This is a genomic window from Paracoccus sp. R12_2, from assembly GCF_017744015.1.
Taxonomy (GTDB): Bacteria; Pseudomonadota; Alphaproteobacteria; order Rhodobacterales; family Rhodobacteraceae; genus Paracoccus.
The window spans coordinates 317,908-340,894 of record NZ_JAGHRA010000002.1 but is presented as its reverse complement, the minus strand read 5'-3'; the positions used below and the strand labels follow the sequence as shown (position 1 = coordinate 340,894).

Below are 22,987 nucleotides of genomic sequence, written 5' to 3'. Positions count from 1 at the left end.
TCCGCTTCGCTATTGTCCGTTCAGCACCGACAATTGCTGGGGCCGGCCGGCCTTGACATAGGTGATCCGGCTGTTGCCGATATCGGTGATCGTTCCGCCATTGATCTTGTCGCCCAGTCGCAGCGTGATCACGCGTCCGTTCGACAGCCGGACCAGCGCGCGGCTGGCCTTGCCGGCACCGACCGTGCCGATGATCTGGGTGCGGCTGAGGGTTATGCCGTCCTTGACAGTTGCATTGGCGGCGGCGCTGCCCTGTCCGCGTCCGACTGCCACATTGGCTGCAACCTCGGGCTCTTTCTCGGCCTCGGGCGGGGTATAGGTCTGTTTCCGCGCGGCGGCGGCGCGGGCTTCGGCCTCGGCCTGGGCGCGGGCGCGGGCTTCGGCCTGGGCACGGGCTTGCGCCTCGGCTTGAGCATCCGCGGCGGCGCGGGCACGGGCACGCGCCTCGGCCTGACGCTGCAGTTCCTCGTCCATCCGGGGTGGCAGAGCAGAGGCCTTGAGGGCTGTCAGCGCAACGGCCCCCGCGGGGGCCGGACTGTTCGCGACGGCTGCGGCGATCGCATCGTCGACTGCGCCGCTGGACAGGCTGGGATTGCCGGGACCGGAATCCGAGGGGCGGGTCCGGGGGCGCGCCGATCGGCTGAGCGATGCCTGGGCGCTGCTTGATGGCGCGGCAGCGGGTGGCGCGGCTGCTGATGTGTCCCGCGGGACAGGGCGTTCCGCAGTTGCGACAGCCTGCGCCACCGCGTCGCGAACCGCCTTGTCCGACGGGGCCGACACCGATACCGGCCGGCGCTGCGGGCGCGCATCCGCCAGCCGGATCAGCACATCATGCTCGGCATTGCTAAGACCCGTCGCACCGGCTTCGGCGGTGCGAAGATCGCGAAGCAATCCGGTCAGAAACGCTTCTTCGGCTGCGGTCAGCCGCGTCGGCGCGCCAGACTCGCTGGCACTGCCTTCCTCCAGCAGGGTCAGGCTTTCGGGCCGCACTGGCGGACGGCGCGACGATCCCAGCGGCTGCGCCGAGGGTGCGCGCTGCGGCGCGCTGGCGGCTGCCGGACGCGGCGCATCCGTCCCCGACGTGGCAGGGGCAGTGGCTTCAGGCCGCGGTGTCGACCGGGCTGCTGCGGCAGGACGCGCCGGGGGACGCGTGCCCGTCACGCGCGGCGGTTCCGGCTGAGTCCGCTGATCGAAGGGCAACGGGTTGGCCGGGACGGCGGGCCGGCTATCCGGCGCGGGCGGCGTTTCCGCGCGCACCGGCGCAGTGCCTGGCCGGACCGAGCGCGACAGCCGCAGCGTGCTTGCCGCAGCCGCCGCGCGGGCAGCGGCCTCGGGCGATGGTGCGGTGGACGATGTTTCGGGCGCTGCGGACGACGTCTCGGCACGAGGTGCGTCGGTGTCCTGCGCGGCAGCCTCGGATGTCGGGGTGTCCGCGATGCGCGGTGCTTGCGCCGAGGCTGTTTCGCGGGTCGTGCCGTCAAGGGCCTCGTTCAAGGCACGGGTCAAGGCATCGGAATCCGCCTCGTCGGTGGAAGGGGCCGCCGCGGCAGTTTCGGGGGCCTCCGTTGCCTCGGTTGGCGCGACAGGCTGTGCTTCGACTGATGTGGTATCGGGGGCGGTGGTATCGTCCTCTGCCATCGCGGGCTGTGTCGTTTCCGCGGGTGCGGCGGCGGGGTCCGTGACCGCGCTGTCCGGCAGGGCCGGTTCGCCGGCGATTTCAGAGGCAGGCTCTGACGCAGGAGAAATATCCGACGCCGCGGGACTTGCCGAGGACTGCGATGCGGACGACTGGTCTTCGGAAGGCTGGGGCGTTGACGACTGGGATGCGGGCGGCTGCGCGTCGCTTGCGATCTGCCGCGTGTCATCCGCGCCGCCGAAGAACAGCAGAACCGCGACCAGTGCCGCGACCAGCAAGCCCATCATGACCGGCAGACGTGCCGGGTCCATCCGCTTCAGCCGGGCCAGCAATGCCTGATGCGGTTTCAGCGCGGGTTCTTCGGTCGCGACGCGCCTCGCTCGGGCCTCGGCGGCGCGATCATGCACGGCCGCAGCGCGTGGCGACAGTCGGGGCGTGTCTGACGGCTTGCGGTCACCATGGCGGATGACCGGCGGGGCGGCCACCACCGGCGCAGCTGGTACAGTGGCCACCGAAGATTCGGGTTCGCTGGGACCGGCGGTCGACGGCTGGTCAGGAATCGGCTGCGGCTCTGGCGCGCCGGTGTGCGCGTGATCGGCTGCGACGACCGTTTCGCTGACCACAGGTTCGGGCAGGTGATGCGGCGTGATCCGCGATACGATTGGCGCCTCGGCGGGTTGCGAGGCCACAACGGGCGCAGGCTGATCCTCGATCACCGGTGCCGTGATCCGGGCCTGCGACAGGTCCGGCGCGCTGAAGGGCGGGATCGCCGCGTCGCGTGCGGCGGCGCGGCTGGGGCCGAAATCCGGCTGCCCTTCAAACCGTGCATCGCCGGGACGCGCCACGAAGCCGGTGGCAAAGAACCCCTGTGCGCGGGCGAATTCCTCGGCCTCGTCCAGCGTTCGGCGCGCAACCGCGGCCACGCGCAAGGTTTCGATATCGCCGGTCTCTGCGGGACACCAGTCGAAGGCCAGTTCGTCGGCCTGATAGGGCGTCATCGCCTCCAATGCGCGGGCCACCACCGCGCCGGTCTCGGCGCCGACAGGCACGGTCAATGTGGTGTAAAGAATCTGATCATCGGGGATCACCAGCACGGTGTCGGACTGGCCGGGTGCGCCGCCCGCCTCGACCCGCAGGGCGTTCAGTGTCGCACCCAGGTTTCCACCGCCGAACCGGGCCTGACCCAGCGGCAGCCAGTCTCGCCCGTCATGGCGTTCCAACAGGACGGCCTCTTGGGTGAAGCTCATCGCGAATTCGGGGGCAGGCGCGTGCTGGTTCATATCTATATATCATGCTCGAAATGGCGTCGCGGTTCTGTCTTGCCGCGATCTGGTGGGCCTAGTCTTGATCTACCCCAAATTGTGGTGTGAGAAAAGCGAATCTGGCGCAGGTGTGAACGCTTTTCGTCGAACGCTGCACTATGATCCCGCGTTGCGGCCGCAGTCGCGCAAACGAGAACAAAGGACAATTTTCATGACCCATCCGATCCACGTCATCACGCGCTCGGCGATGATCGCCTCGGCTGCCTTCGGGCTGGCGCTTGCAACGCCCGCTGTCGCGGCCCCCGGCAAGGGCATGATGCCCCATCATTGCGGCCCGGCCATGACCTCGCGTCTGACCGTCACGGGGCAGGGCGAGGCGCGCATCGCCCCCGACATGGCGACCATCCAGCTTGGCGTGACCAGTCAGGCCGATAGCGCGGCCGAGGCGATGCGCCAGAACGCAAGCCAGCAATCGGCGGTGATCGAGGCGCTGAAGGGTGCGGGAATTGCCGACACCGATATTCAGACCTCGGGGCTGAACCTGAACCCGATGATGGATTACGGCGAGAATCGGGCACCGTCCGTGACCGGCTATCAGGCAAGCAACATGGTCGCCGTCCGCGTGTCCGAAATGGGCAGCCTGGGCGAGGTGCTGGATGCGATCGTGGCGGCAGGCGCGAACCAGATCGACGGCATCACGTTCGGCCGGAAGGACGGAAAGGATGCCGAGGACGAGGCGCGCCGGGCCGCCGTCGCGGACGCACGCCACAAGGCCGAGATTCTGGCCGAGGCTGCGGGTGTGTCACTGGGACAGGTTCTGGTGATCGGGGACACGCAGATGTCCGGCGGACCGCGTCCGATGATGCGGATGGCCGCAGACGCCGCGCCGATGGCTGAAAGCATCCCCGTCGAGGCGGGCGAGTTGTCGGTGAATGCCGTCGTGCAGATTGAATATGCACTGAACGGCGGTCAGCAGGATTGCCGACCGCACAAGGGCAAAGGCAAGAAGGGCGGCAAGCACGGCAAGGACGCGGAAGATGCGGATGGCAGTACCGCGCCCGCAGATCAGGATGCCGTCGAGGCGCCCGAGAAAGATTCGAACTGATCGATCCAAGTCATTGGAATGAAAGGGGGCGATGGCGCCCCCTTTTTTCGTCACCGGGCGAGGATCAGCCGGCTGCCTTGGCCAGAGCCTGATCAAGATCGGCGATCAGGTCGTCTGCGTTCTCGATGCCGATGGACAGTCGAACCACCTCGGGCGCGGCGCCTGCGGCACGCTGCTGATCTTCGGTCAACTGCCTGTGGGTGGTCGATGCGGAATGGATCACCAGCGACCGCGCATCGCCAAGATTTGCGACATGGCTGAACAACTCCAGCCCATCGACCAGTTTCACCGCCGCGTCGTAGCCGCCTTTGATCGAAAATGTGAACAGCGAACCGGCGCCCTTCGGGTAAAGACGCTTGGCGGTCGCGTTCCATGGCGACGACGCCAGCCCGGCATAGGTCACGCTTTCGACACGTGGATCCTGTTCCAGCCATTCGGCCACCTTGAGGGCGTTTTCCACATGGCGCGGCATCCGCAGACCCAGCGTCTCGATCCCCATCAGCGTGTAATGCGCGCCTTGCGGGTTCATCGTCATGCCCAGATCCCGCAGCCCGATCGCGATCCCGTGGAAGGTAAAGGCCAGTGCGCCGAAGGTCTCATGGAACTTCAGCCCGTGATAGGCGGGTTCCGGCGCGGACAGGGACGGGAACTTGTCGCTGGCGGACCAGTCGAACTTGCCGCTGTCCACCACGACGCCGCCGGTCACGGTGCCATTGCCGGTCATGAACTTCGTCAGGCTGTGCACCACCAGCGTGGCGCCCATCTCGATCGGCTTGCACAGATAGGGCGTGGCCAGCGTGTTGTCGACGATCAGCGGAATGCCCGCCGCGTCGGCGACCTTGGCCACTGCCGGGATATCGGTCACATAGCCGCCGGGATTGCTGATCGACTCGCAGAAGATCGCCCGTGTGTCGTCGTCGATGGCAGCCTCAAGGGCTTGCGGGTCATCCATGTCGACGAACCTGGCAGACCAGCCGAAACGCCTGATCGTATGGCTGAACTGGGTGACGGTTCCGCCATAAAGCCTTGTCGACGCGACGATGTTCTTGCCCGGACCCATCAGCGGGAACAGCGCCAGGATCTGCGCGGCATGTCCCGATGAACAGCAGACCGCGCCCGCGCCGCCCTCAAGCATTGCGACGCGCGATTGCAGGGCGGCGATGGTCGGATTGGTCAGCCGGGAATAGATGTAGCCGACCTCTTGCAGGTTGAACAGCCGCGCCGCGTGGTCGGCATCGCGGAACTGATAAGAGGTCGTCTGATAGATCGGCGTCTGCCGCGCGCCGGTGGCCGGGTCGGGCGCCGCGCCCGCGTGGATCGTCAGCGTGTCGAAATCAAGGTCTTGTGTCATCGTCCCCTCCGTCTAGGTCGCCGGCAGCCTAGTCGCGTGGCGGGCACAGCGGCAATGGGCAATCCGCCGCAAACGCCTTGCGTGCTTCCCCAGACAGGTGGGTGCCGCCGCTATCGGCCCTGGCGGCGCGCAAGGAAGGCCAGCTTTTCGAACAATGCGACATCCTGTTCGTTCTTCAGCAGCGCACCGTGCAGCCGTGGCAGCATCTCGCCGGGCTCGCGCTTCAGATCCTCGGGCGACAAATCCTCGGCCAGGATCAGTTTGAGCCAGTCCAGCAACTCGCTGGTCGAGGGTTTCTTTTTCAGTCCCGGCGCCTCTCGCATCTCGAAGAACTGGCCCAAAGCCTCGTCCAGCAGGCGCGGCTTCAGGCCGGGATGATGCACTTCGACGATGGCCTTCAGCGTGTCTGCATCGGGGAACCGGATATAGTGGAAGAAACAGCGTCGCAGAAATGCGTCGGGCAGTTCCTTTTCGTTGTTCGAGGTGATGACGACGACGGGACGATGCGCCGCACGCACGGTCTGGCCGGTCTCGTAAACGTGAAACTCCATCCGGTCCAGTTCCTGAAGCAGATCGTTCGGAAACTCGATATCGGCCTTGTCGATCTCGTCGATCAGCAGAACCACGCGGGTTTCGGCGTCGAAGGCCTGCCACAGCTTGCCCTTGCGGATATAGTTTCCGACGTCATGGACGCGTTCATCCCCCAGCTGGCTGTCGCGCAGCCTGCTGACCGCGTCATATTCATACAGGCCCTGCTGCGCCTTGGTCGTTGATTTCACATGCCATTCGATGATCGGCATGCCAAGGCTTGCCGCGACCTGCCGGGCAAGCTCGGTCTTGCCGGTTCCGGGTTCGCCCTTGACCAGCAACGGCCGTTCCAGCGTGACGGCCGCATTGACCGCAATGGCCAGCTCTGGCGGCGCGACATACTGGTCTGTACCCGTGAATTGCATGAAAACTCTCCTTTCCCGTGAAAAGCTTGCCGGGATTAACGTCACCGGCGAGCCGCACGGCCGCATGTTCTGTATCAATCGCACAAATAGCGGTTCATCGACTAGTGACAAGCCTCACTTCATCCTTTAATGGGGCCGCAAGGTGCCGGATTTCAGATCCCGCCCGGCGCCGCCGGAGGACAAATGAAAGCCCAGACCTTCCTTCCCCAAGATTACCGCCCCGCCGAGGACGAGCCGTTCATGAACGAACGGCAGCTGGAATATTTCCGTCGGAAGCTGGAGGCCTGGAAACAGGAATTGCTGGACCAGTCGGCAGAAACGCTGGAAGGGTTGCAGGACAGTGCCCGCGCAGTGCCCGACCTGGCCGACCGCGCCAGCGAGGAAACCGACCGCGCGCTGGAACTGCGGACCCGCGACCGTCAGCGCAAGCTGGTCAGCAAGATCGATGCCGCGCTGCGCCGCATCGAGACCGGCGAATACGGTTACTGCGAGATGACCGGAGAGCCGATCAGCCTGAAACGTCTTGACGCCCGTCCGATCGCAACCATGACGCTGGAGGCGCAGGAACGGCACGAGCGGCGCGAACGCGTGCATCGCGACGACTGAGTGATCGGCCACCGAACCGATCGGCCGCGACACGATGAACGCCATGTGCCACAGACAGCGCGCCACGCCCGCAGCATCTGACACGGGCTTTGCAAATGGCCCGTCGATCCGTGTGATCGGCGGGCCTTTCCATTGTCGCACCGACGAGGCCCGCTGATGAACCACGGTGCGTTGCAGGGCAGGCCGGTCACCATTGTCGGTGCCGGGATCGGCGGGTTGACGACGGCAATCGCCTTGACCCGGCGCGGGGCCAGCGTGACCGTGCTTGAACGTGCGCCCGCGATCGAGGAGGTCGGGGCCGGGCTGCAGCTTTCGCCCAATGCCATGCGCGTTCTGCAGGCGCTGGATCTGGAACAGGCGGTCGAAGCCGTGTCCTTGCGCAGCCGCGCGGTCCAACTGCGCGATGCGACCGGGGCAGGGGTCGTCAGGCTGGATCTGGTCGGGCATCGTCCGCGGGCGCAGTTCCGGCTTGTCCATCGGGCGCGACTGATTGCGGTGCTGGAGGCCGCCGCGCGCCGGGCCGGTGTTCGCATTCTTCTGGACACCCCTGTATCCGAGCCTCCGGACGCCGCGCTGGTCGTTGGTGCGGACGGGCTGCACAGCGTGATCCGCCGCCATCTGAACGGTCGGGAAGTTCCCTTCTTCACCCATCAGACCGCGTGGCGCGCCGTCATTCCCGATGACAACCCGGACCCGGTGGCGGACATCTTCATGGGTCCGCGCCGACATCTGGTCAGCTATCCGCTGGCCGAAGGCAGACGCAATATCGTCGCGGTGCAGGAACGGCATGACTGGCAAGCGGAAGGCTGGTCGCATGCCGACGATCCGGCCAATCTGCGGGCGGCATTCGCAGGCTTCGGGGGGGCTGTGCCGCGCTGGCTTGCGGCGGTGGACAAGGTTCATGTCTGGGGTTTGTTCCGCCATCCGGTCGCGCCGGTCTGGCAGGACGGCAGATGCGTCCTGATCGGTGACGCGGCCCATCCGACCCTACCGTTCATGGCGCAGGGCGCGGCCTTGGCCATCGAGGATGCGTGGACCCTGGCAGCCTGCCTGAACGTCGGGACCGATCAGGCCGCCGCGCTGATCAGGTTCCAAGCGCTGCGCAGGCCGCGCGCCATCCGCGTGGTCGAGGCCGCGAACGCCAACGCGCGAAACTATCATCTGACGGGATCCAGGCGGCTTGTCGCCCACGCGGCGCTGCGGTTGGCCGGACGGCTGGCACCCGCCCGGCTGATATCGCGATTCGACTGGATCTATGACCATGATCCGGTCTCGGCGCCGGGCTGATCCATGCGAATACTGGCCCAATGATGGACCCGGCGCGGATCAGGCGGCCTGTTCGACCGCCGCGACGATGCCGTCGACGACCTCGTGCAGTACCGTCTCGTCCTCGGCCTCGGCCATGACGCGGATCAGCGGCTCGGTTCCCGATTTGCGGATCAGCACCCGGCCCGAACCGGCCAGCCGCAGTTCGGCGTCGGCGATCACCGCCTGGACCGCGTCGGCCGAGAGCGGGTCCGCCCCGGCGGCGTAGCGGACATTCTTCAGCAGTTGCGGGACCGGATCGAACTGGCTGGCCAGTTGGCTGGCCTTCATGCCGGTGTCGGACATCGCGGCCAGGAACTGCATCGCCGCGATCAGCCCGTCGCCGGTGGTGGCATAATCGGTCATCACGATATGTCCCGACTGCTCGCCGCCAAGGTTGAACCCTGCCTCGCGCATGCGTTCGACCACATAGCGATCTCCGACGCGGGTCCGCTCCAGCCGCAAGCCGCGCCCATGCAGGAAATGTTCGAGGCCAAGATTGGACATCACGGTTGCGACCAGCGCATCGCCCTTCAGTCGCCCCTGCGCCGCCCATCGCGCCGCCAGCAGCGCCATGATCTGGTCGCCATCGGCCAGCCGGCCCGTCTCGTCGATGATCACGACCCGGTCGGCATCGCCATCCAGGCTGATGCCCAGATGGGCGCCGTGTTCCAGCACCGCCGCCGCGCAGGCGCCGGGATGGGTCGATCCGACGCCGTCATTGATGTTGAAACCGTCCGGCTCGACCCCCAAGGGGATCACATCGGCACCCAGTTCCCACAAGACCTCGGGGGCGGCGCGATAGGCCGCGCCGTTGGCGCAGTCTACAACAACCTTCAGCCCGTCCAGCCGCTGACCGGCGGGGAACGTCGTCTTGGCATACTCGACATACCGGCCGCGCCCGTCGTCGATCCGCTTGGCGCGGCCGATATTGCGGGGCTGGGCCGGGTCAATCTGTCCTTCGACGATCGCCTCGATTTCGGTCTCGGCATGATCGGACAGCTTGAAACCGTCAGGGCCGAAGAACTTGATGCCGTTATCCTCGGCCGGGTTGTGACTGGCCGAGATCATGATGCCCAGATCCGCCCGCATCGACCGGGTCAGATAGCCGACCGCCGGCGTCGGCACCGGCCCCAGCAGCAGCACGTTCATGCCGGTGCTGGTCAGACCCGCCGTCAGTGCGTTTTCTAGCATGTAGCCCGACAGCCTGGTGTCCTTGCCGATCACCACGCGATGGCGATTGCGCCCGTCGCGGCGAAAGAAGCGCCCTGCCGCGGCACCCAGCCTCAATGCCATTTCCGCCGTCATCGGATGGCTGTTCGCGCGCCCGCGTACGCCGTCTGTTCCGAAAAGCTTTCTGCTCATTCCTGTGCCTCGTCATTCTTGTTGACGGCCTGCCAAAGCCGCAATCCCTGCGCGATCTCGGCCACGTCGTGGACCCGATGCAGCTGCACGCCCTGCGCCACCGCGGCCAGCGTCAGAGCAAGGGTTCCGGGCGACCGGTCTGCGGCGGTCTCGGCCCCACTGACAGTTCCTATGAACCGCTTTCGCGACACGCCCAGAAGGATCGGACATCCCAAACCGTGATACAGCGAGATCCGCCGCAAGATCGCCAGATTATGCGCCAGCGTCTTTCCGAAACCGATGCCCGGATCGATCACGATTTGTGACCGATCGATGCCAAAGCTTTCGGCGCGCGTGATCCGCGCCTGCAACGCGTCGTAGATGTCCAAGAGAACGTCGTCATAGCGCGGATCGTCCTGCATCGTCTGGGGCAGGCCCTGGGCATGCATCAGGCAGACCGGCACATTGGCCGCCGCGACCACGCCCGCAAGGCCAGGATCGAAGTCGAAGCCAGAGACGTCGTTGACCATCATCGCGCCGTCCGCCAGCGCGGCGCGCGCAACTTGGGCCTTGCGCGTGTCCACGGAAACCGGTGTCCGCCCGGCAAGCGCGCGTATGACGGGACTGATGCGGGCGATTTCGTCGGCCACCGACACCTCGACCGCGCCGGGGCGGGTGGATTCCCCGCCGATATCCAGAATATCCGCGCCAGCGTCCGCAAGCGACGCAGCTTGCGCAAGCGGATCATACGCGCCGCCATCCGAAAAGCTGTCCGGCGTCGCGTTCACGATTCCCATAAGCCGCGGTCGGTCCAGCGTCAGACCCAGCAACGGGCGACGCGGCGCCGTCAGCGCGGCAATCACCTTGGCCGGCGCCTCATCGACGATCTGTGGCGCGTGGCCGCGCCGCAGCCGCTCAAGATGTGAAAATCGCACCGATCCCCCGGCCAGCGGCCAGCGACCACCATGGGGCGACGGAACGGGACGAAAATAGGGACGTTCTTCAGTCATCGGACAACTTGGATCATGCGCGGCAGATCGTGACGGCCAGCCCATCCGGCGCCACGGGCAGCGGATCGGATTCCGCCAGTGAGAAGACGATCCGCCGAACCGACATCCGCGTGGCCAGCCAGAAGGCAAGGGGTTCCGCCGTCTCGCCGGCGGCGGCATCGTCGGCTGCAAGCCGCGCGGGCGCCCATATCACCGGGCGGCGATCGTGGATGGCAGCGTCAAGCTCTGTGCGGGTTTCGGCGATCTCAAGCCCGGTCCGCTCGGCCAAGGCCCATGCCGCCTGATCCAGCGTCAGCAGGGCGATACGGCGGCGCGCGATGCTGGTGGACGGCGGGGCAGGGTCGTGGATGGCGGGCAGGATGACGACGGCACCCCGCGGCACCTCTGTCGGTGCGCACCAGACCAGCAACTCGCAGGGCAGGTCCGGGGGCGTCGCTGCCACGCGGGGGGCATCGCGGCTGATGGTGATGCCAAGCGCACCCGGACCGCGATCCAGTTTCTCGACGCTGACCTCGGCGCGGGCCGCTGCGGGATGTGCCAGAATCTCGGCCGCGATCCTTTCGGCCAATGTCTCGACAAGCGCATATCTGCGGTCCGAAAGCGCCGTATCCACGGCCTGGGTCAGCACATCATAAGACAGGATGCGATCGACCTGATCGTCCGATCCGCTGACGGCATCGGCCAGATCGACGCTGATTGCGAATCTCAGCCGCTGGACTCGGCCGCGTTCCGATTGAAACGCACCGATCTCGGTCGACAAGACGTGATCACGCAGATGAATGCGGTCGGGCTTTTCCATGAAAGTCATTCACCTCAAAAAAAGGTGACTGACAAGCCCGAGTTGGATCAGTTCGATGCGACGCGCTGGCCGCGGCGATAGAAGATGTGGCGTCCGATCTGGACCGTCCGCTGGAAGCGATGCGACCATGCCGGGCGAACCGCAGGGGTGTGGAAATAGGTCGCGCCACTGGTCAGCACGCGGGGTGCCCCCGACAGTGCTGCCTCGGCGATCGCACGAGCCCGCATATAGGCCGCCTTGTTGCGGATCGCCTTGCGCCCGCCGATCGTATAGCTGAACTGGCTGGGCTGGTTCACCACGCCGCAGACCGTCGGCGGGAAGGCGCGGCTGTCCACGCGGTTCAGGATCACCTCGGCGACGGCGGCCTGGCCCTTGCTGCCCTCTCCGCGCGCCTCGTGATACAGCGCCTCGGCAAGGCACCCCAGATCCTCGTTCGAGTAGCGCGGGGTCGAGCGGGCAAGAAACACCTGCTCGGGTCCGTTTTCGATCTTCACAGGTTCGGCACCCGTGTATAGAAGCGGTTTCGGTCGCGGCAGATCCATCGGATTCGACGCGGCGGCGAACATCTGGGCATCGGTCGAAAACAGCGACCCGTTCCCCCCGGCAGAGGCGCTGTTCGTGATGGCAATGGTGGCAGCGGCGGTGCTGAGGCAGATCAGCGCCAGCCGCGAAAGCAGCGTTTTCATGTTTGGTCCTATAAACGGATCTCGTTGACAGGTGGTGAATGGCACCGCGACCGCGAGCAGGTGGCCCGGAACCAAGATCAGCGAGATGTCTAGGATTTTCAGGAACGAGAATTCCACGCTGTCGATGAGACAGACCCGGCTAACCCAGCGTTAACCAGTTTTCCGGCGGTTTTCTGCCGAGCCGTTCCCGCCCAACCGGCGAGAAACGGCAAGGTGCGGTTTGGAAAGGACCGTTTCGGACCGAAAATCAACAACTTGAAGTTGTTTTTCCGGGCTGGATCAGCGAATCGCAGGTCACGGCTGACTAGCGTTCTTCGCGCCGCGCCCGGATCGCCGATTGTGCTGCGGCAAGGCGCGCGACCGGCACCCTGAATGGCGAGCACGAGACATAGTCGAAACCGGCCTCGTGGCAGAAGCCGATCGATTCGGGATTGCCGCCATGTTCGCCGCAGACCGAAATCGTGATGCCCGGACTTTGCTGGCGCGCACGTTGCGCGCCCGTCAACAGCAACTCGCCCACACCGTCGCGGTCAAGGACGTGGAACGGGTCTTCGGCATATACGCCCTGTCCGACATAGGTGCCCATGAAGCGTCCTGCGTCATCGCGGGACAGACCGTAGGTCATCTGCGTCAGGTCATTCGTGCCGAAGGACAGGAACGCCGAATGCGCGGCGATGTCGCCTGCGCGCAGCGCCGCGCGCGGGGTTTCGACCATCACCCCAAGGCGATAGGTGAAGCTGCTGTGCCGTTCGTTCCGCACTGCCGCTGCCACCGCATCGACGCGGTTCTTGACAAGTTCGACCTCGCGCATGGCGCTGACCAGCGGGATCATGATCTCGGGCACGACCGGATCGCCCTTGCGGCTGGCTTCGACCGTGGCCTCGAAGATCGCCCGGGCCTGCATGTCATAGATCTCGGGCACCGTAATCCCCAGTCGGACACCGCGCATGCCCAGCATCGGGTTGAACTCGGACAGGGCATCCACGCGCCGCGTCACATCCGACAGGGGCAGGTCCAGCGATTCCGCAAGTTCGCGCAGCCCCTCGCGATCATGGGGCAGAAACTCGTGCAGTGGCGGGTCGAACAGCCGGATCGTGACAGGCAGGCCCGCCATGATCTCGAACAGCGCGGTAAAGTCCTTGCGCTGCATCGGCAGGATACGTTCCAGCGAAAGACGCCGGTCTTCGGGCGTGTCCGCAAAGATCATCTCTCGCATGGCGGGCAGGCGGTCGGCGTCGAAGAACATGTGCTCGGTGCGGCACAGACCGATGCCCTGCGCACTGAAATTGCGTGCGGTGCGTGCGTCCTCGGGGGTGTCGGCATTGGCGCGCACGCCGATGCCACCGGCCGCGTCCGCCCATTCCAGCAATTGCGTGAACGCATCGTCCAGCGCCGGTTCAAGCAAGGTCGCGGCCCCCGCCAGCACCTCGCCGGATGTGCCGTCGATGGTGATTTCCTCGCCCTCGCGGAATGTCCGCCCACCCGCCTGCAAGGTCCGGCGACGGCTGTCGATCACCAGCCCCGATGCGCCGACGATGCAGGGCAGGCCAAGCCCGCGGGCGATCACCGCCGCGTGGCTGGTGGTGCCGCCACGTTCGGTCAGCACGGCGACCGACGCGTGCATGCCGCGAATATCCTCGGGAACGGTTTCGCGGCGGACCAGCACGCAGGGTTCACCCCGCGACGCCGAGGCTTGGGCCGTCGCCGCATTGAAGACGATCCGCCCTGTGGCCGCACCCGGACTGGCATTGATGCCGCGCGTGATCAGATCCCGCGGTGCCCGAGGGTCGACCTGATGGTGCAGCAGGTCGGTCAGGGCGCGGGGTTCGACACGCATCACCGCCTCGTCTTCGGGGATCACCCCGTCGCGGGCCAGCGCCACGGCGATCCGCACGCTGGCACGGGAACTGCGCTGGACGCGAACTGCGTCGATGATCGATATGCGCCCCTCGGTCACGACGAATTCGATCTGCATTTCCTCGCGCAGGCGTTCGCGCGCCGCGACCCCGAAACGGACCAGATCGGCGAAGATGCCAGGTGCGACTTCCTCCAGCGAGGGGCCGCGCTGATCACGCGTCAGATACAGCGTCTCGGCGTCGCGACCGACCGCGCCTCCATGGTGCTGACCGCGAAACCGCCCGGTGACACGGGGTGTCCCAGTCACCGAATCGATGAACTGGATGCTGCCCGAACCCGAGAGACCGGGCCCCATTGCCAGCGCCATTTCCTGCACGACCAGTCCCAGCGGCGCATCCGCAGGCGCGCCCTTGGCCTGCCGCAGAAGCCGCGCGGTCGGACCCTCCCATGCGCGGGCCATGGATCTCAGGACGCCTGCCAGTTGCAGATACGGGTCTTGCGGGAATTCCTCGTCCATCTCGTCGCAATAGCAACGCAAGGCGTCCGCCAAGGCGCCCTTGCCCTCTTGCGCGAACATGTCGGGGTCAAGTCGGGCGATGTGGATCGCATAGCTTTGCACGAAATTCAGATAGATGGCATCCGCGTTCTCCGGGCCGATCCGTGCCGCAAGACGGGCATGGATCCTGTCGTTGATCCCGACATTCAGCACCGTTCCCGGACCGCCCCATTCGGGGGTGATGGCCGAAGGCCGAACGCTGACCAGCCCGTCACGGCTGTCGAACAGACCCGTGAACGCATCGATGGGCACCGCCTGGCCGGCCGCGATCGCCTGCACCCCATCGCCTGATATCGCGTGGCTGCGCGGCACCGGCAGGTCCATGCGGATCAGCCTTTGCAGACATTTCGCGCGCCAGCCATGACGCGATGTGTCGATTCGCGCCGATGGGGTGATTTCGGTAACGTCGCGTGGGTTGCTGATATCCATGGTGGCGCAGGATAGGCGCGCGCACCGTCACGCCGCAAGTGCGAAAAGGCCCCGCAAGGGGCCCCTTCGACTTGTCTTTTTCGCAGCCGAAGCAGCGGTTTATTCGGCGATGGTGACCTTCGCCATATAGTCGGGTGCCGTGACCGCGCCGTTCTGTGCGGAATCGCCCTTCTTGATCGCGGTCAGCACATCCCAGCCGTCGATCAGCTGACCGACCACGGTATACTGCCCGTCAAGGAACGTGGCCGGGGCCAGGTCGATGAAGAACTGGCTGTTGGCGCTGTTGGGGTCCTGCGCGCGGGCCATGCCGACGGTGCCGGCCTGGAATGACACATCACTGAACTCGGCCGGCAGGTCCGGCATGTCGGATCCGCCGGCGCCGGCCATCGACGTATCGCCGCCCTGCTTGCCGTGCTGAACGTCGCCCGTCTGCGCCATGAACCCGTCGATGACACGGTGGAACACCACACCGTCATAGGCGCCGGTCCCTGCCAGTTCGACAAGGCGTTCGACATGCTGCGGGGCCTTGTCGGCCAACAGGTCCAGCGTGATGGTGCCCTTGTCGTTGCCTTCGGCGTCGGCGATCTGGATGACCATGTTCGGGCCGGGGCCGTCCTCGTGCTGCGGCGCTGCAACCTGGGCGAATGCCGCGCCGGTACCCAGCGCCAGGAATGCGGGGATCAGGGCCAGATTACGCATCGGCGGCCACCTTGACCGAAATCATCCGGTCCGGATTCGCGGGCGGTTCGCCGCGCATGATCTTGTCCACATGCTCCATCCCTTCGACGACGCGGCCATAGACCGTGTACTGGCCGTTCAGGAAATGGTTGTCCTTGAAGTTGATGAAGAACTGGCTGTTGGCGCTGCTGGGGTTCTGCGATCGCGCCGCACCCAACGTGCCGCGATCATGCGGCAGCTTCGAGAATTCGGCCGGCAGATCGGGCAGATCGGACCCGCCGGTGCCGGCGCGGCCCGGATTGTAGTCCTTTTCCATGTTGGCGTGTTCCACATCGCCGGTCTGCGCCATGAAGCCGTCGATCACCCGGTGAAAGGCGACGTTGTCGTATTTGCCTGCGCGGGCAAGCTGCTTCATCCGCTCGGCATGCTTCGGCGCGACGTCGGACAGCAGTTCGACCACGACGGGGCCGTCCTTCAGTTCGATGATGATGGTGTTCTCGGGATCCTTGATCTCGGCCATGCGGCCCTCCTTTGCCACGTTTTGGCCAAGGTCTAGGTGCTCTTGCGTCCAAGGGCAACGCGCAACCGCGTCACGGCGGGATCACGCCCGCGTCAGGCCGCGGCGGCAGTTGACGCCGCGTGCGGCATGCGGGACAAGCGCGAGGCGACGCCCAACAGCCGGAAAAGGACGCGACATGGCCCAGTTCAAGACAATCGACGACATGGATCTGGACGGGAAAGTCGTCCTGACACGCGTGGACGTGAACGTGCCGGTCGAGGATGGCCGCGTCACCGATGCGACCCGGATCGAAAAGATCGTGCCCACCGTCAAGGATATCCAGGAAAAAGGCGGCATTCCGGTGCTGCTGGCGCATTTCGACCGCCCCAAGGGCAAGCGCGTCGACAGCATGAGCCTGAAGCAGATCGTGCCTGCGCTGGAACAGGCGCTGGGGCAGGATGTGGTTTTCGCCGATGACTGCATCGGCGGACCGGCCAAGCGTGCGGTCGCCGGGTTGCAGCCGGGCGATGTCGCATTGTTGGAAAATACCCGCTTCCACGCGGGTGAGGAACAGAACGATCCGACGTTCGCCGCCTCGATGGCCGCGCTTGGGGGCGCGTATATCAACGATGCATTTTCGGCTGCGCATCGCGCTCATGCTTCGACCGAGGGTCTGGCACGGCTGCTGCCTTCGGGGGCAGGGCGGTTGATGGAGGCCGAACTGAAGGCGCTGGACGCCGCGCTTGGAACGCCGCAGCGTCCGGTCATGGCCGTGGTGGGCGGGGCCAAGGTCTCGACCAAACTGGACCTGTTGATGAACCTGGTCGAGAAGGTCGATCATCTGGTGATCGGCGGCGGAATGGCCAACACCTTCCTGGTGGCCAAGGGCGTCGAGGTCGGCAAATCGCTGGCCGAACGCGACATGGCGGACACCGCACGGGCGATCATGGAGAAGGCCGAAGCCGGCGGATGTGCGATCCACCTGCCGCTGGACATCGTGGTGGCACGGGAATTCAAGGCAGGCGCCGCAAACGAGGTGCTGCCGGTCGACCAGTGCCCCGCCGATGCGATGATCCTGGACGCCGGACCCGACACGGTCGAGGCGCTGAAAGGTGCCATGGAAATCTGCAAGACCCTGATCTGGAACGGGCCGCTGGGGGCGTTCGAGATCGAACCCTTCGATCGCGCGACCAACGCCGCCGCGCAAGAGGCCGCGCGCCTGACCCGTGAACACGGGCTGATTTCGGTCGCTGGCGGCGGTGACACCGTTGCGGCGCTGAACAAGGCGGGTGCGGCGGCAGACTTCACGTTCATCTCGACGGCCGGCGGTGCCTTTCTTGAATGGATGGAAGGAAAGGAACTGCCCGGCGTCGCGGCCCTGCACGACTGACCGCCGCGCCGGTTCGCTGCCGCGCGCGATCAGTGCGAAGACAAGAAAGGGGCGGCATTATCGCGAAGACAAGAAAGGGGCGGCATTATCCGCCCCTTGTTCATGTCCGTGCCTCGGTTCAGCCAAGCAACCGCTGCAACAATCCCCCATTGCCGCCTGGCTGCGGATCCGCTGTCCCGTCGCCCTGCGAAGGCGCGTCTTCGCCGTCTGCGGCCGCTGCGCTTTCCGCCGGAGTGGGCGGTTCGATCGTGGCCTGATCGCCGCCGGGACCAGCCGGGGGCGGCACCGGGGACGCGCCATCAGCCTCGGCCTTGCGGGCTTCGTTGCGCAGCGCGGCGTTCCGGTAGATCAGCACCGTGTCCATCCATTTGTCGAAGGCCATCGGTGCCGTCTTCTTTTCGCCGGGTTGGACGACCTCGGCTGCGGGCAGTTCGGTGGTTTCGCCGCTGGCGGTGATCGGCCGCAGGAATATGCTGCGCTGATCGGCGCCGATATCGGTCGCCGAAGCGTTCGCCTGAAGGCCGAACAAAGGCAGTTGGAAATGCCCGAGGGACGAATTGGTAATCATCATAACTCCTTTCAAAATAAGCCCTCATATTCAGCTATGCAGATAAAATCCGCTTCAGACGATTCATTAATGGTTAAGGTTTTATGAATCGCCGGACGCGGATGAAGGCGGTGGGCGGATTCCGCAAGCGGTGGAAGATGCGGGGGTTTTGTTAGCGTCAACAGCGTTGTCACCGGCCATGTGCGTGCTATGGAAACGCCAACAAAGAGGAGACGTTTTCCATGCAGATGACCGATACGGTGCGGCGGATTCTGGCCAATTACGAGGGCGAGACGCCGGGGGTGAAGGCGCAGCTTGCGCGGATGCTGATGACCGGCAAGCTGGCTGGAACCGGCAAGATGATCATCCTGCCCGTCGACCAGGGGTTCGAGCATGGCCCGGCGCGCAGCTTTGCCCCGAACCCGGCAGGCTATGATCCGCATTACCACTATCAGCTGGCGATCGACGCGGGGCTGAACGCCTATGCCGCGCCGCTGGGAATGATCGAGGCCGGTGCCGACAGCTTTGCCGGCCAGATCCCGACGATCCTCAAGGTGAACAGCGCCAACAGCCTGATGTCGAACACGGCGGGCAAGAACCAGGCGATCACCGCCAGCGTCGATGACGCGCTGCGGCTTGGCTGCGCAGCGATCGGCTTTACCATCTATCCGGGGTCGGACATGGCGCTGGACATGTTCGAAGAGATCGTCGAGATGCGCCGCGAGGCTGCCGCCAAGGGCGTGGCGACGGTGATCTGGTCCTATCCGCGCGGCGAGGCGATCACCAAGGACGGTGAAACTGCCATCGACATCGCGGCCTATGCGGCCCAGATCGCGGCGCTGATCGGCGCCCATATCATCAAGATCAAGCTGTCCACCGACCACCTGATGCTGCCCGAGGCCAAGAAGGTCTATGAGGACAAGCCCATCGACATCGCGACCCAAGCCGCCCGCGTGCGGCACTGCATGGACGCAAGCTTCGGCGGGCGCCGGATCGTGGTGTTTTCGGGTGGGGCGGCCAAGGGTGCGGACGCGGTCTATGACGACGCGCGGGCGATCCGCGACGGCGGCGGCAACGGATCGATCATCGGGCGCAACAGCTTCCAGCGGTCGCGCGAGGATGCGCTGGACATGCTGGCCAAGCTGGTCGAGATCTACAAGGGCGCCTGATCTACCATATGGACGCGCCGCCAAAAGGCGGCGCGGCACGATCAGCGCCTGACGGCGCGGGTTTTGTCTTCCGCGTGCCCGACGGGGGTGTTTTTCAGCCCGTCAGTCCTGAATCCGACCGAAATCCGCGATCTGGCGGCCGGCATCGCGGATCCGCGACAGCAGGTTCAGACGGTTGCGGCGCAGGATCTGGTTGTCGCTGTTGACCTGAACCGCATCGAAGAAGGCGTCGATGGGCGCGCACAGACCGGCGATGGCGGCCATCGCGGCGGGGAAATCCTCAGCGGCCATGGCTTTCCTGATCGCCGGTTCGGCGGTGTCCAGCGCGGCGAACAGGGCACGTTCCTCGTCGGTTTCCGCGAATTTCACATCCGCACCGAAGCTGTATTCGACGCCGTCCTTTTCCTCGGCCTGCGACAGGATATTGCTGGCGCGTTTGAGGCCCTGGGTCAGGTTCTTGCCATCCTCGGTCGCCAGCATGTCGTTCAGCGCGGTGGCGCGATTGACGACCTGCACCAGATCGTCATTGCCGGGCTGGGCAAGGACGGCGTCGATGATGTCGTGGCGGATGCCCTGGTCGCGAAGGTGGACCTTCAGGCGGTCGTGGAGGAAGGCGAGGAGGTCTGGACAGGCTTCGGTGAGCACAAGGGCAAGATGATCAGCGTTTGCAGCCCCGCACGCGTCATCGAACTCACGATCTTCATACTTGTCAAACCCAGCGTCGAAAACCTCAGCGCGAGACGATGCATGGACAGAAACCTCATCGAACACTGCTGACTTGACTCCCTTGGCATCGAGCCAAGCTCCAAATCCGCGTGCAGCTTCTCGTGCCACCAACGCGCCCAATGGGCCGAAAGCAACCTGCGCGTTACGGATAAGTTGAGCAGCTATGAGACCACTCACTTCAATCCGCACGCCATTCCCCAGCACCAATCGAATAACCCCCAGCGCCGCCCGCCGCAGAGCGAACGGATCCTTCGACCCCGTGGGCTTTTCGTCAATCGCCCAGAACCCGGTCAGCGTGTCGATCTTGTCGGCCAGAGCCACGGCGACCGACACCGGGGCGGTGGGCACCGTGTCCGAAGGCCCAAGCGGCGAGTAATGGTCGCGGGCGGCGTCTGCCACCGCCTCCGGCTCGCCCGCAGCCAGCGCATAGTAGCGGCCCATGATCCCCTGCAGTTCCGGAAACTCGCCGACCATGGCGCTGCGCAGGTCCAGCTTGGCCAGCTTCGCGGCCTGTTCGGCCTGATCGGGATCGGCGCCGACCAATGGCGCGATCTCGCGGGAAAGCGCGGCGATGCGGGCGATGCGGTCGGCCTGCGAACCCAGCTTGTTGTGGAAGGTCACGGATTTCAGGCCCTCGGCCCAGGCCTCCATGCCCGATTTCGCCTCGCGCAGGTCGTTTTCCCAGAAGAAGGCGGCATCCGACAGGCGGGCGGCCAGCACGCGCTGGTTGCCGGCCAGGATCGTCGCGCCGTCATCCTGTGTTTCGATGTTGGCGACGGTGACAAAGCCTTCGATCCGCCCGGTTTTCGGGTTGCGGGCCGAGAAGAATTTCTGGTGTTCCTTCATCGATGTCTGCAGCACCTCGGGCGGCAGGTCCAGAAATCGGTCCTCGATCACGCCCATCAGCGGCACCGGCCATTCGACAAGGCCCGCGACCTCGGACAGCAAACCGTCATCCGCGACAATTTCCCAGCCCCGCGCGAAGGCAAGGTTGTCGGCCTGGCTGCGGATCGCCTCGCGCCGTTCCGCGGGGTCCAGCATGACACGGGCGCGGCGCAGCCTGGCGGCGTAATCATCGAATCCGATCACGGTGAAGGCATCCGGCGCCATGAAGCGATGCCCGCGGGTGCTGTCGCCTGCGGTGATGCCCTCGACCGTCAGTGGCACGACGGTCGCGCCGGTTTCGTCGCTGAGGATGCACAGGATCGAATGCAGCGGGCGGACCCAGCGCAGGGCGCCCGTGCCCCAGCGCATGGATTTGGGCCAGGGGAAGTTGCGGATCGTGCCGTCCAGAACCTTGGCCACGATTTCGGCGGCGGGGCGGCCGGGTTTTTCGATGGTGGCGAACCAGACCTGGCCCTTCTTGTCGTCGCGGGCCTCAAGCTGATCCCGGCTCAGCCCGGTGGACCGCAGAAACCCTTCCAGCGCCTTTTCTGGCGCGTCGGTGCGCGGACCCTTGCGTTCCTCGCGCGTGGTGGGGCTGCCTGCCGTCAGCCCCTCGACCGCCAGCGTCAGCCGGCGCGGGGTGCTGAACGCGCCCGCGCTTGCATAGGTCAGACCGGCCTCGACCAACCCATCGGTGATCAGCCGCTTCAGGTCGTCGGCGGCGCGGGCCTGCATGCGGGCGGGGATTTCCTCGCTGAAGAGTTCGATCAGCAAATCGGGCATCAGTCCATCACTCCGCGTTCCGGGGTCTTGTCGTTGAATTGGTGCCAGCCATAGGCGCGGCCGTCGGGATAGACCGCAAGAACGCGGTCCACATCGGGCCGAATCTCGGACTGGCTGAGGACGGCGCGTGCGGCGCCGCGTTCCAGGTCGGCGCCGATCTGCGCGGCGTCATAGCAATCGAACCAGTTCGGGCCGTTCAGTGGCGTGGCACCGTCGAAGGGCACCGCGTCGTCGGGCCATTCGCCCTCGATGCGGAAACAGGCGCGCCAACGGATGGGCGAGCTGTCGGCGTCGATCCCGTCGAAGCCGATCATGTCCAGCCGGACCGGCCCGTCCGATGTTTGGATCAGCACGACCGATTCCGGGCTGCCATCCTCGATCCGGTCATAGAAGCCGTATTCCTGCGCATACCAGACCCCGGCCCCCGCCGCGACGGATGCCAGCACCAGCGCGATCGTGGCGATCTTGCCCCAGTTCACGCCGTCGCCCCTGCGGCATCGGTGGTCAGGAACAGGTCCGCACAGGATTTCGCCAGCGCACGGACGCGGCCGATATAGGCCTGCCGCTCGGTCACGCTGATGACGCCGCGCGCGTCCAGCAGGTTGAAGATGTGGCTGGCCTTGATGCACTGATCATAGGCCGGATGCGCCATCGGGATGCGCCGGCCGGCGCTGTCGGTGTCCGCGGCGGCGATGATCCGGGCACATTCGGCCTCGGCATCCTTGAAATGCTGAAACAGCGTGTCGGTGTCGGCCTGATCGAAGTTCCAGCGCGAATATTCCTGTTCGGTCTGGCGAAAGATGTCACCATAGCTGAGCGGAATGGCCGCGTCGGGGTCGTTGAAGGGCATGTCCATCACATGTTCGGCCCCCAGCACATACATTGCCAGTCGTTCAAGCCCGTAGGTCAGCTCGCCCGAGACCGGTTTGCAATCGTGGCCGCCGACCTGCTGGAAATAGGTGAACTGGCTGACTTCCATCCCGTCGCACCAGACCTCCCATCCCAGGCCCCAGGCGCCAAGCGTCGGGCTTTCCCAGTCATCCTCGACAAAGCGCACGTCGTGGATCATCGGGTCCAGACCGATGGCGCGCAGGCTGCCCAGATACAGCTCTTGCAGGTTCTCGGGGCTGGGCTTGATGATGACCTGGTACTGATAATAGTGCTGCAGTCGGTTGGGATTGTCGCCGTAGCGGCCATCGGTGGGCCGGCGCGACGGCTGGACATAGGCCGCAGCCCAGCTTTTGCCGCCAAGCGCGCGCAGGGTCGTGGCCGGATGAAACGTGCCGGCGCCCACTTCCATGTCATAGGGTTGCAGCACCGCGCAGCCCTGACCCGCCCAGTAGGTCTGCAGGCGCAGGATAATCTCCTGAAAGCTGCGGGGTCGGTTGGGGCTGGTCATCGGGCCATCCTT

At 65.6% G+C, this 22,987-nt stretch carries 19 protein-coding genes; 5 read left to right on the top strand and 14 right to left on the bottom strand.

The window, feature by feature from the left end:
* Positions 1-9: 9 nt before the first annotated feature.
* Positions 10-2,916: a hypothetical protein gene (locus J7359_RS04245; RefSeq protein ID WP_209055280.1), complete on the bottom strand. Its 2,907-nt coding sequence runs from the start codon at positions 2,914-2,916 to the stop codon at positions 10-12.
* Between the two features lie 193 nt (positions 2,917-3,109).
* On the opposite strand from J7359_RS04245, the gene J7359_RS04240 reads away from it, so the two are divergent.
* Complete coding sequence (locus J7359_RS04240) at positions 3,110-4,003, top strand: SIMPL domain-containing protein (RefSeq protein WP_247740167.1); 894 nt, start codon at positions 3,110-3,112, stop codon at positions 4,001-4,003.
* Positions 4,004-4,067: 64 nt separating this feature from the next.
* On the opposite strand, the gene J7359_RS04235 is transcribed toward J7359_RS04240, so the two are convergent.
* Positions 4,068-5,354 (bottom strand): O-acetylhomoserine aminocarboxypropyltransferase/cysteine synthase family protein, encoded by a 1,287-nt coding sequence (locus J7359_RS04235; RefSeq protein WP_209055279.1) that lies wholly within the window; start codon positions 5,352-5,354, stop codon positions 4,068-4,070.
* A gap of 110 nt (positions 5,355-5,464) precedes the next feature.
* Positions 5,465-6,307, bottom strand: coding sequence for a MoxR family ATPase (locus J7359_RS04230; protein ID WP_209055278.1), 843 nt, complete (start codon positions 6,305-6,307; stop codon positions 5,465-5,467).
* A gap of 183 nt (positions 6,308-6,490) precedes the next feature.
* Between J7359_RS04230 and dksA the strand changes: the two genes are divergently transcribed.
* Together dksA and J7359_RS04220 are read left to right on the top strand one after the other, a co-directional pair.
* The gene (gene dksA / locus J7359_RS04225; RefSeq protein WP_209055277.1) at positions 6,491-6,913 is read left to right on the top strand and encodes an RNA polymerase-binding protein DksA; all 423 of its coding nucleotides are present in this window, start codon (positions 6,491-6,493) and stop codon (positions 6,911-6,913) included.
* A gap of 156 nt (positions 6,914-7,069) precedes the next feature.
* A complete protein-coding gene (locus tag J7359_RS04220) occupies positions 7,070-8,200 on the top strand; it encodes an FAD-dependent oxidoreductase (protein WP_209055276.1) in 1,131 nt (376 codons plus the stop codon).
* 39 nt (positions 8,201-8,239) lie between these two features.
* On the opposite strand, the gene glmM is transcribed toward J7359_RS04220, so the two are convergent.
* The 7 genes from glmM to J7359_RS04185 all read right to left on the bottom strand — a co-directional run bounded on the left by glmM (position 8,240) and on the right by J7359_RS04185 (position 16,097).
* Entirely contained in the window at positions 8,240-9,583 is a 1,344-nt protein-coding gene (gene glmM, locus J7359_RS04215; protein ID WP_209055275.1) for a phosphoglucosamine mutase, read from the bottom strand.
* Complete coding sequence (gene folP, locus J7359_RS04210; protein ID WP_209055274.1) at positions 9,580-10,572, bottom strand: dihydropteroate synthase; 993 nt, start codon at positions 10,570-10,572, stop codon at positions 9,580-9,582. The genes glmM and folP overlap by 4 nt, the downstream gene beginning before the upstream one ends.
* 13 nt (positions 10,573-10,585) lie before the next feature.
* Positions 10,586-11,371, bottom strand: a complete 786-nt coding sequence (locus J7359_RS04205) for a dihydroneopterin aldolase (RefSeq protein WP_209055273.1) — start codon at positions 11,369-11,371, stop codon at positions 10,586-10,588.
* Between the two features lie 47 nt (positions 11,372-11,418).
* Positions 11,419-12,057 carry a cell wall hydrolase gene (locus J7359_RS04200; RefSeq protein WP_247740166.1) on the bottom strand — a complete coding sequence of 213 codons (639 nt, stop codon included), beginning with the start codon at positions 12,055-12,057 and terminating at the stop codon, positions 11,419-11,421.
* A gap of 304 nt (positions 12,058-12,361) precedes the next feature.
* Positions 12,362-14,899: a putative PEP-binding protein gene (locus J7359_RS04195; RefSeq protein WP_209055272.1), complete on the bottom strand. Its 2,538-nt coding sequence runs from the start codon at positions 14,897-14,899 to the stop codon at positions 12,362-12,364.
* A gap of 99 nt (positions 14,900-14,998) precedes the next feature.
* A complete protein-coding gene (locus J7359_RS04190) occupies positions 14,999-15,496 on the bottom strand; it encodes a peptidylprolyl isomerase (protein WP_247740190.1) in 498 nt (165 codons plus the stop codon).
* A gap of 94 nt (positions 15,497-15,590) precedes the next feature.
* Positions 15,591-16,097 carry a peptidylprolyl isomerase gene (locus J7359_RS04185; RefSeq protein WP_209055270.1) on the bottom strand — a complete coding sequence of 169 codons (507 nt, stop codon included), beginning with the start codon at positions 16,095-16,097 and terminating at the stop codon, positions 15,591-15,593.
* Positions 16,098-16,272: 175 nt separating this feature from the next.
* Between J7359_RS04185 and J7359_RS04180 the strand changes: the two genes are divergently transcribed.
* Positions 16,273-17,466 carry a phosphoglycerate kinase gene (locus J7359_RS04180; protein WP_209055269.1) on the top strand — a complete coding sequence of 398 codons (1,194 nt, stop codon included), beginning with the start codon at positions 16,273-16,275 and terminating at the stop codon, positions 17,464-17,466.
* 118 nt (positions 17,467-17,584) lie between these two features.
* Here J7359_RS04180 and J7359_RS04175 read toward each other — a convergent pair whose 3' ends face one another.
* Complete coding sequence (locus tag J7359_RS04175; RefSeq protein WP_209055268.1) at positions 17,585-18,034, bottom strand: hypothetical protein; 450 nt, start codon at positions 18,032-18,034, stop codon at positions 17,585-17,587.
* 221 nt (positions 18,035-18,255) lie between these two features.
* On the opposite strand from J7359_RS04175, the gene J7359_RS04170 reads away from it, so the two are divergent.
* A complete protein-coding gene (locus J7359_RS04170; protein WP_209055267.1) occupies positions 18,256-19,182 on the top strand; it encodes a class I fructose-bisphosphate aldolase in 927 nt (308 codons plus the stop codon).
* Positions 19,183-19,284: 102 nt separating this feature from the next.
* Here J7359_RS04170 and glyS read toward each other — a convergent pair whose 3' ends face one another.
* From glyS to J7359_RS04155, 3 genes are read right to left on the bottom strand one after another with little or no spacing between them, the layout of a single operon-like run.
* A complete protein-coding gene (gene glyS / locus J7359_RS04165; protein ID WP_209055266.1) occupies positions 19,285-21,576 on the bottom strand; it encodes a glycine--tRNA ligase subunit beta in 2,292 nt (763 codons plus the stop codon).
* Entirely contained in the window at positions 21,576-22,055 is a 480-nt protein-coding gene (locus J7359_RS04160) for a DUF6446 family protein (protein ID WP_209055265.1), read from the bottom strand. Before J7359_RS04160 ends, glyS begins: the two co-directional genes overlap by 1 nt.
* Entirely contained in the window at positions 22,052-22,975 is a 924-nt protein-coding gene (locus J7359_RS04155) for a glycine--tRNA ligase subunit alpha (RefSeq protein ID WP_209055264.1), read from the bottom strand. The genes J7359_RS04160 and J7359_RS04155 overlap by 4 nt, the downstream gene beginning before the upstream one ends.
* Positions 22,976-22,987 lie beyond the last annotated feature (12 nt).

Excerpts from the sequence above, each read along its gene's own strand:
- J7359_RS04185 (WP_209055270.1), bottom strand. The coding sequence starts at position 16,097 with ATGGCCGAGATCAAGGATCCCGAGAACACCATCATCATCGAACTGAAG.
- J7359_RS04180 (WP_209055269.1), top strand. The coding sequence starts at position 16,273 with ATGGCCCAGTTCAAGACAATCGACGACATGGATCTGGACGGGAAAGTC.
- J7359_RS04240 (WP_247740167.1), top strand. The coding sequence starts at position 3,110 with ATGACCCATCCGATCCACGTCATCACGCGCTCGGCGATGATCGCCTCG.
- J7359_RS04230 (WP_209055278.1), bottom strand. The coding sequence starts at position 6,307 with ATGCAATTCACGGGTACAGACCAGTATGTCGCGCCGCCAGAGCTGGCC.
- J7359_RS04200 (WP_247740166.1), bottom strand. The coding sequence starts at position 12,057 with ATGAAAACGCTGCTTTCGCGGCTGGCGCTGATCTGCCTCAGCACCGCC.
- J7359_RS04245 (WP_209055280.1), bottom strand. The coding sequence starts at position 2,916 with ATGAACCAGCACGCGCCTGCCCCCGAATTCGCGATGAGCTTCACCCAA.
- J7359_RS04170 (WP_209055267.1), top strand. The coding sequence starts at position 18,256 with ATGCAGATGACCGATACGGTGCGGCGGATTCTGGCCAATTACGAGGGC.
- glmM (WP_209055275.1), bottom strand. The coding sequence starts at position 9,583 with ATGAGCAGAAAGCTTTTCGGAACAGACGGCGTACGCGGGCGCGCGAAC.
- J7359_RS04235 (WP_209055279.1), bottom strand. The coding sequence starts at position 5,354 with ATGACACAAGACCTTGATTTCGACACGCTGACGATCCACGCGGGCGCG.
- glyS (WP_209055266.1), bottom strand. The coding sequence starts at position 21,576 with ATGCCCGATTTGCTGATCGAACTCTTCAGCGAGGAAATCCCCGCCCGC.
- J7359_RS04220 (WP_209055276.1), top strand. The coding sequence starts at position 7,070 with ATGAACCACGGTGCGTTGCAGGGCAGGCCGGTCACCATTGTCGGTGCC.
- J7359_RS04155 (WP_209055264.1), bottom strand. The coding sequence starts at position 22,975 with ATGACCAGCCCCAACCGACCCCGCAGCTTTCAGGAGATTATCCTGCGC.
- J7359_RS04175 (WP_209055268.1), bottom strand. The coding sequence starts at position 18,034 with ATGATTACCAATTCGTCCCTCGGGCATTTCCAACTGCCTTTGTTCGGC.
- J7359_RS04190 (WP_247740190.1), bottom strand. The coding sequence starts at position 15,496 with ATGGTCATCCAGATCGCCGACGCCGAAGGCAACGACAAGGGCACCATC.
- folP (WP_209055274.1), bottom strand. The coding sequence starts at position 10,572 with ATGACTGAAGAACGTCCCTATTTTCGTCCCGTTCCGTCGCCCCATGGT.
- dksA (WP_209055277.1), top strand. The coding sequence starts at position 6,491 with ATGAAAGCCCAGACCTTCCTTCCCCAAGATTACCGCCCCGCCGAGGAC.
- J7359_RS04195 (WP_209055272.1), bottom strand. The coding sequence starts at position 14,899 with ATGGATATCAGCAACCCACGCGACGTTACCGAAATCACCCCATCGGCG.
- J7359_RS04205 (WP_209055273.1), bottom strand. The coding sequence starts at position 11,371 with ATGGAAAAGCCCGACCGCATTCATCTGCGTGATCACGTCTTGTCGACC.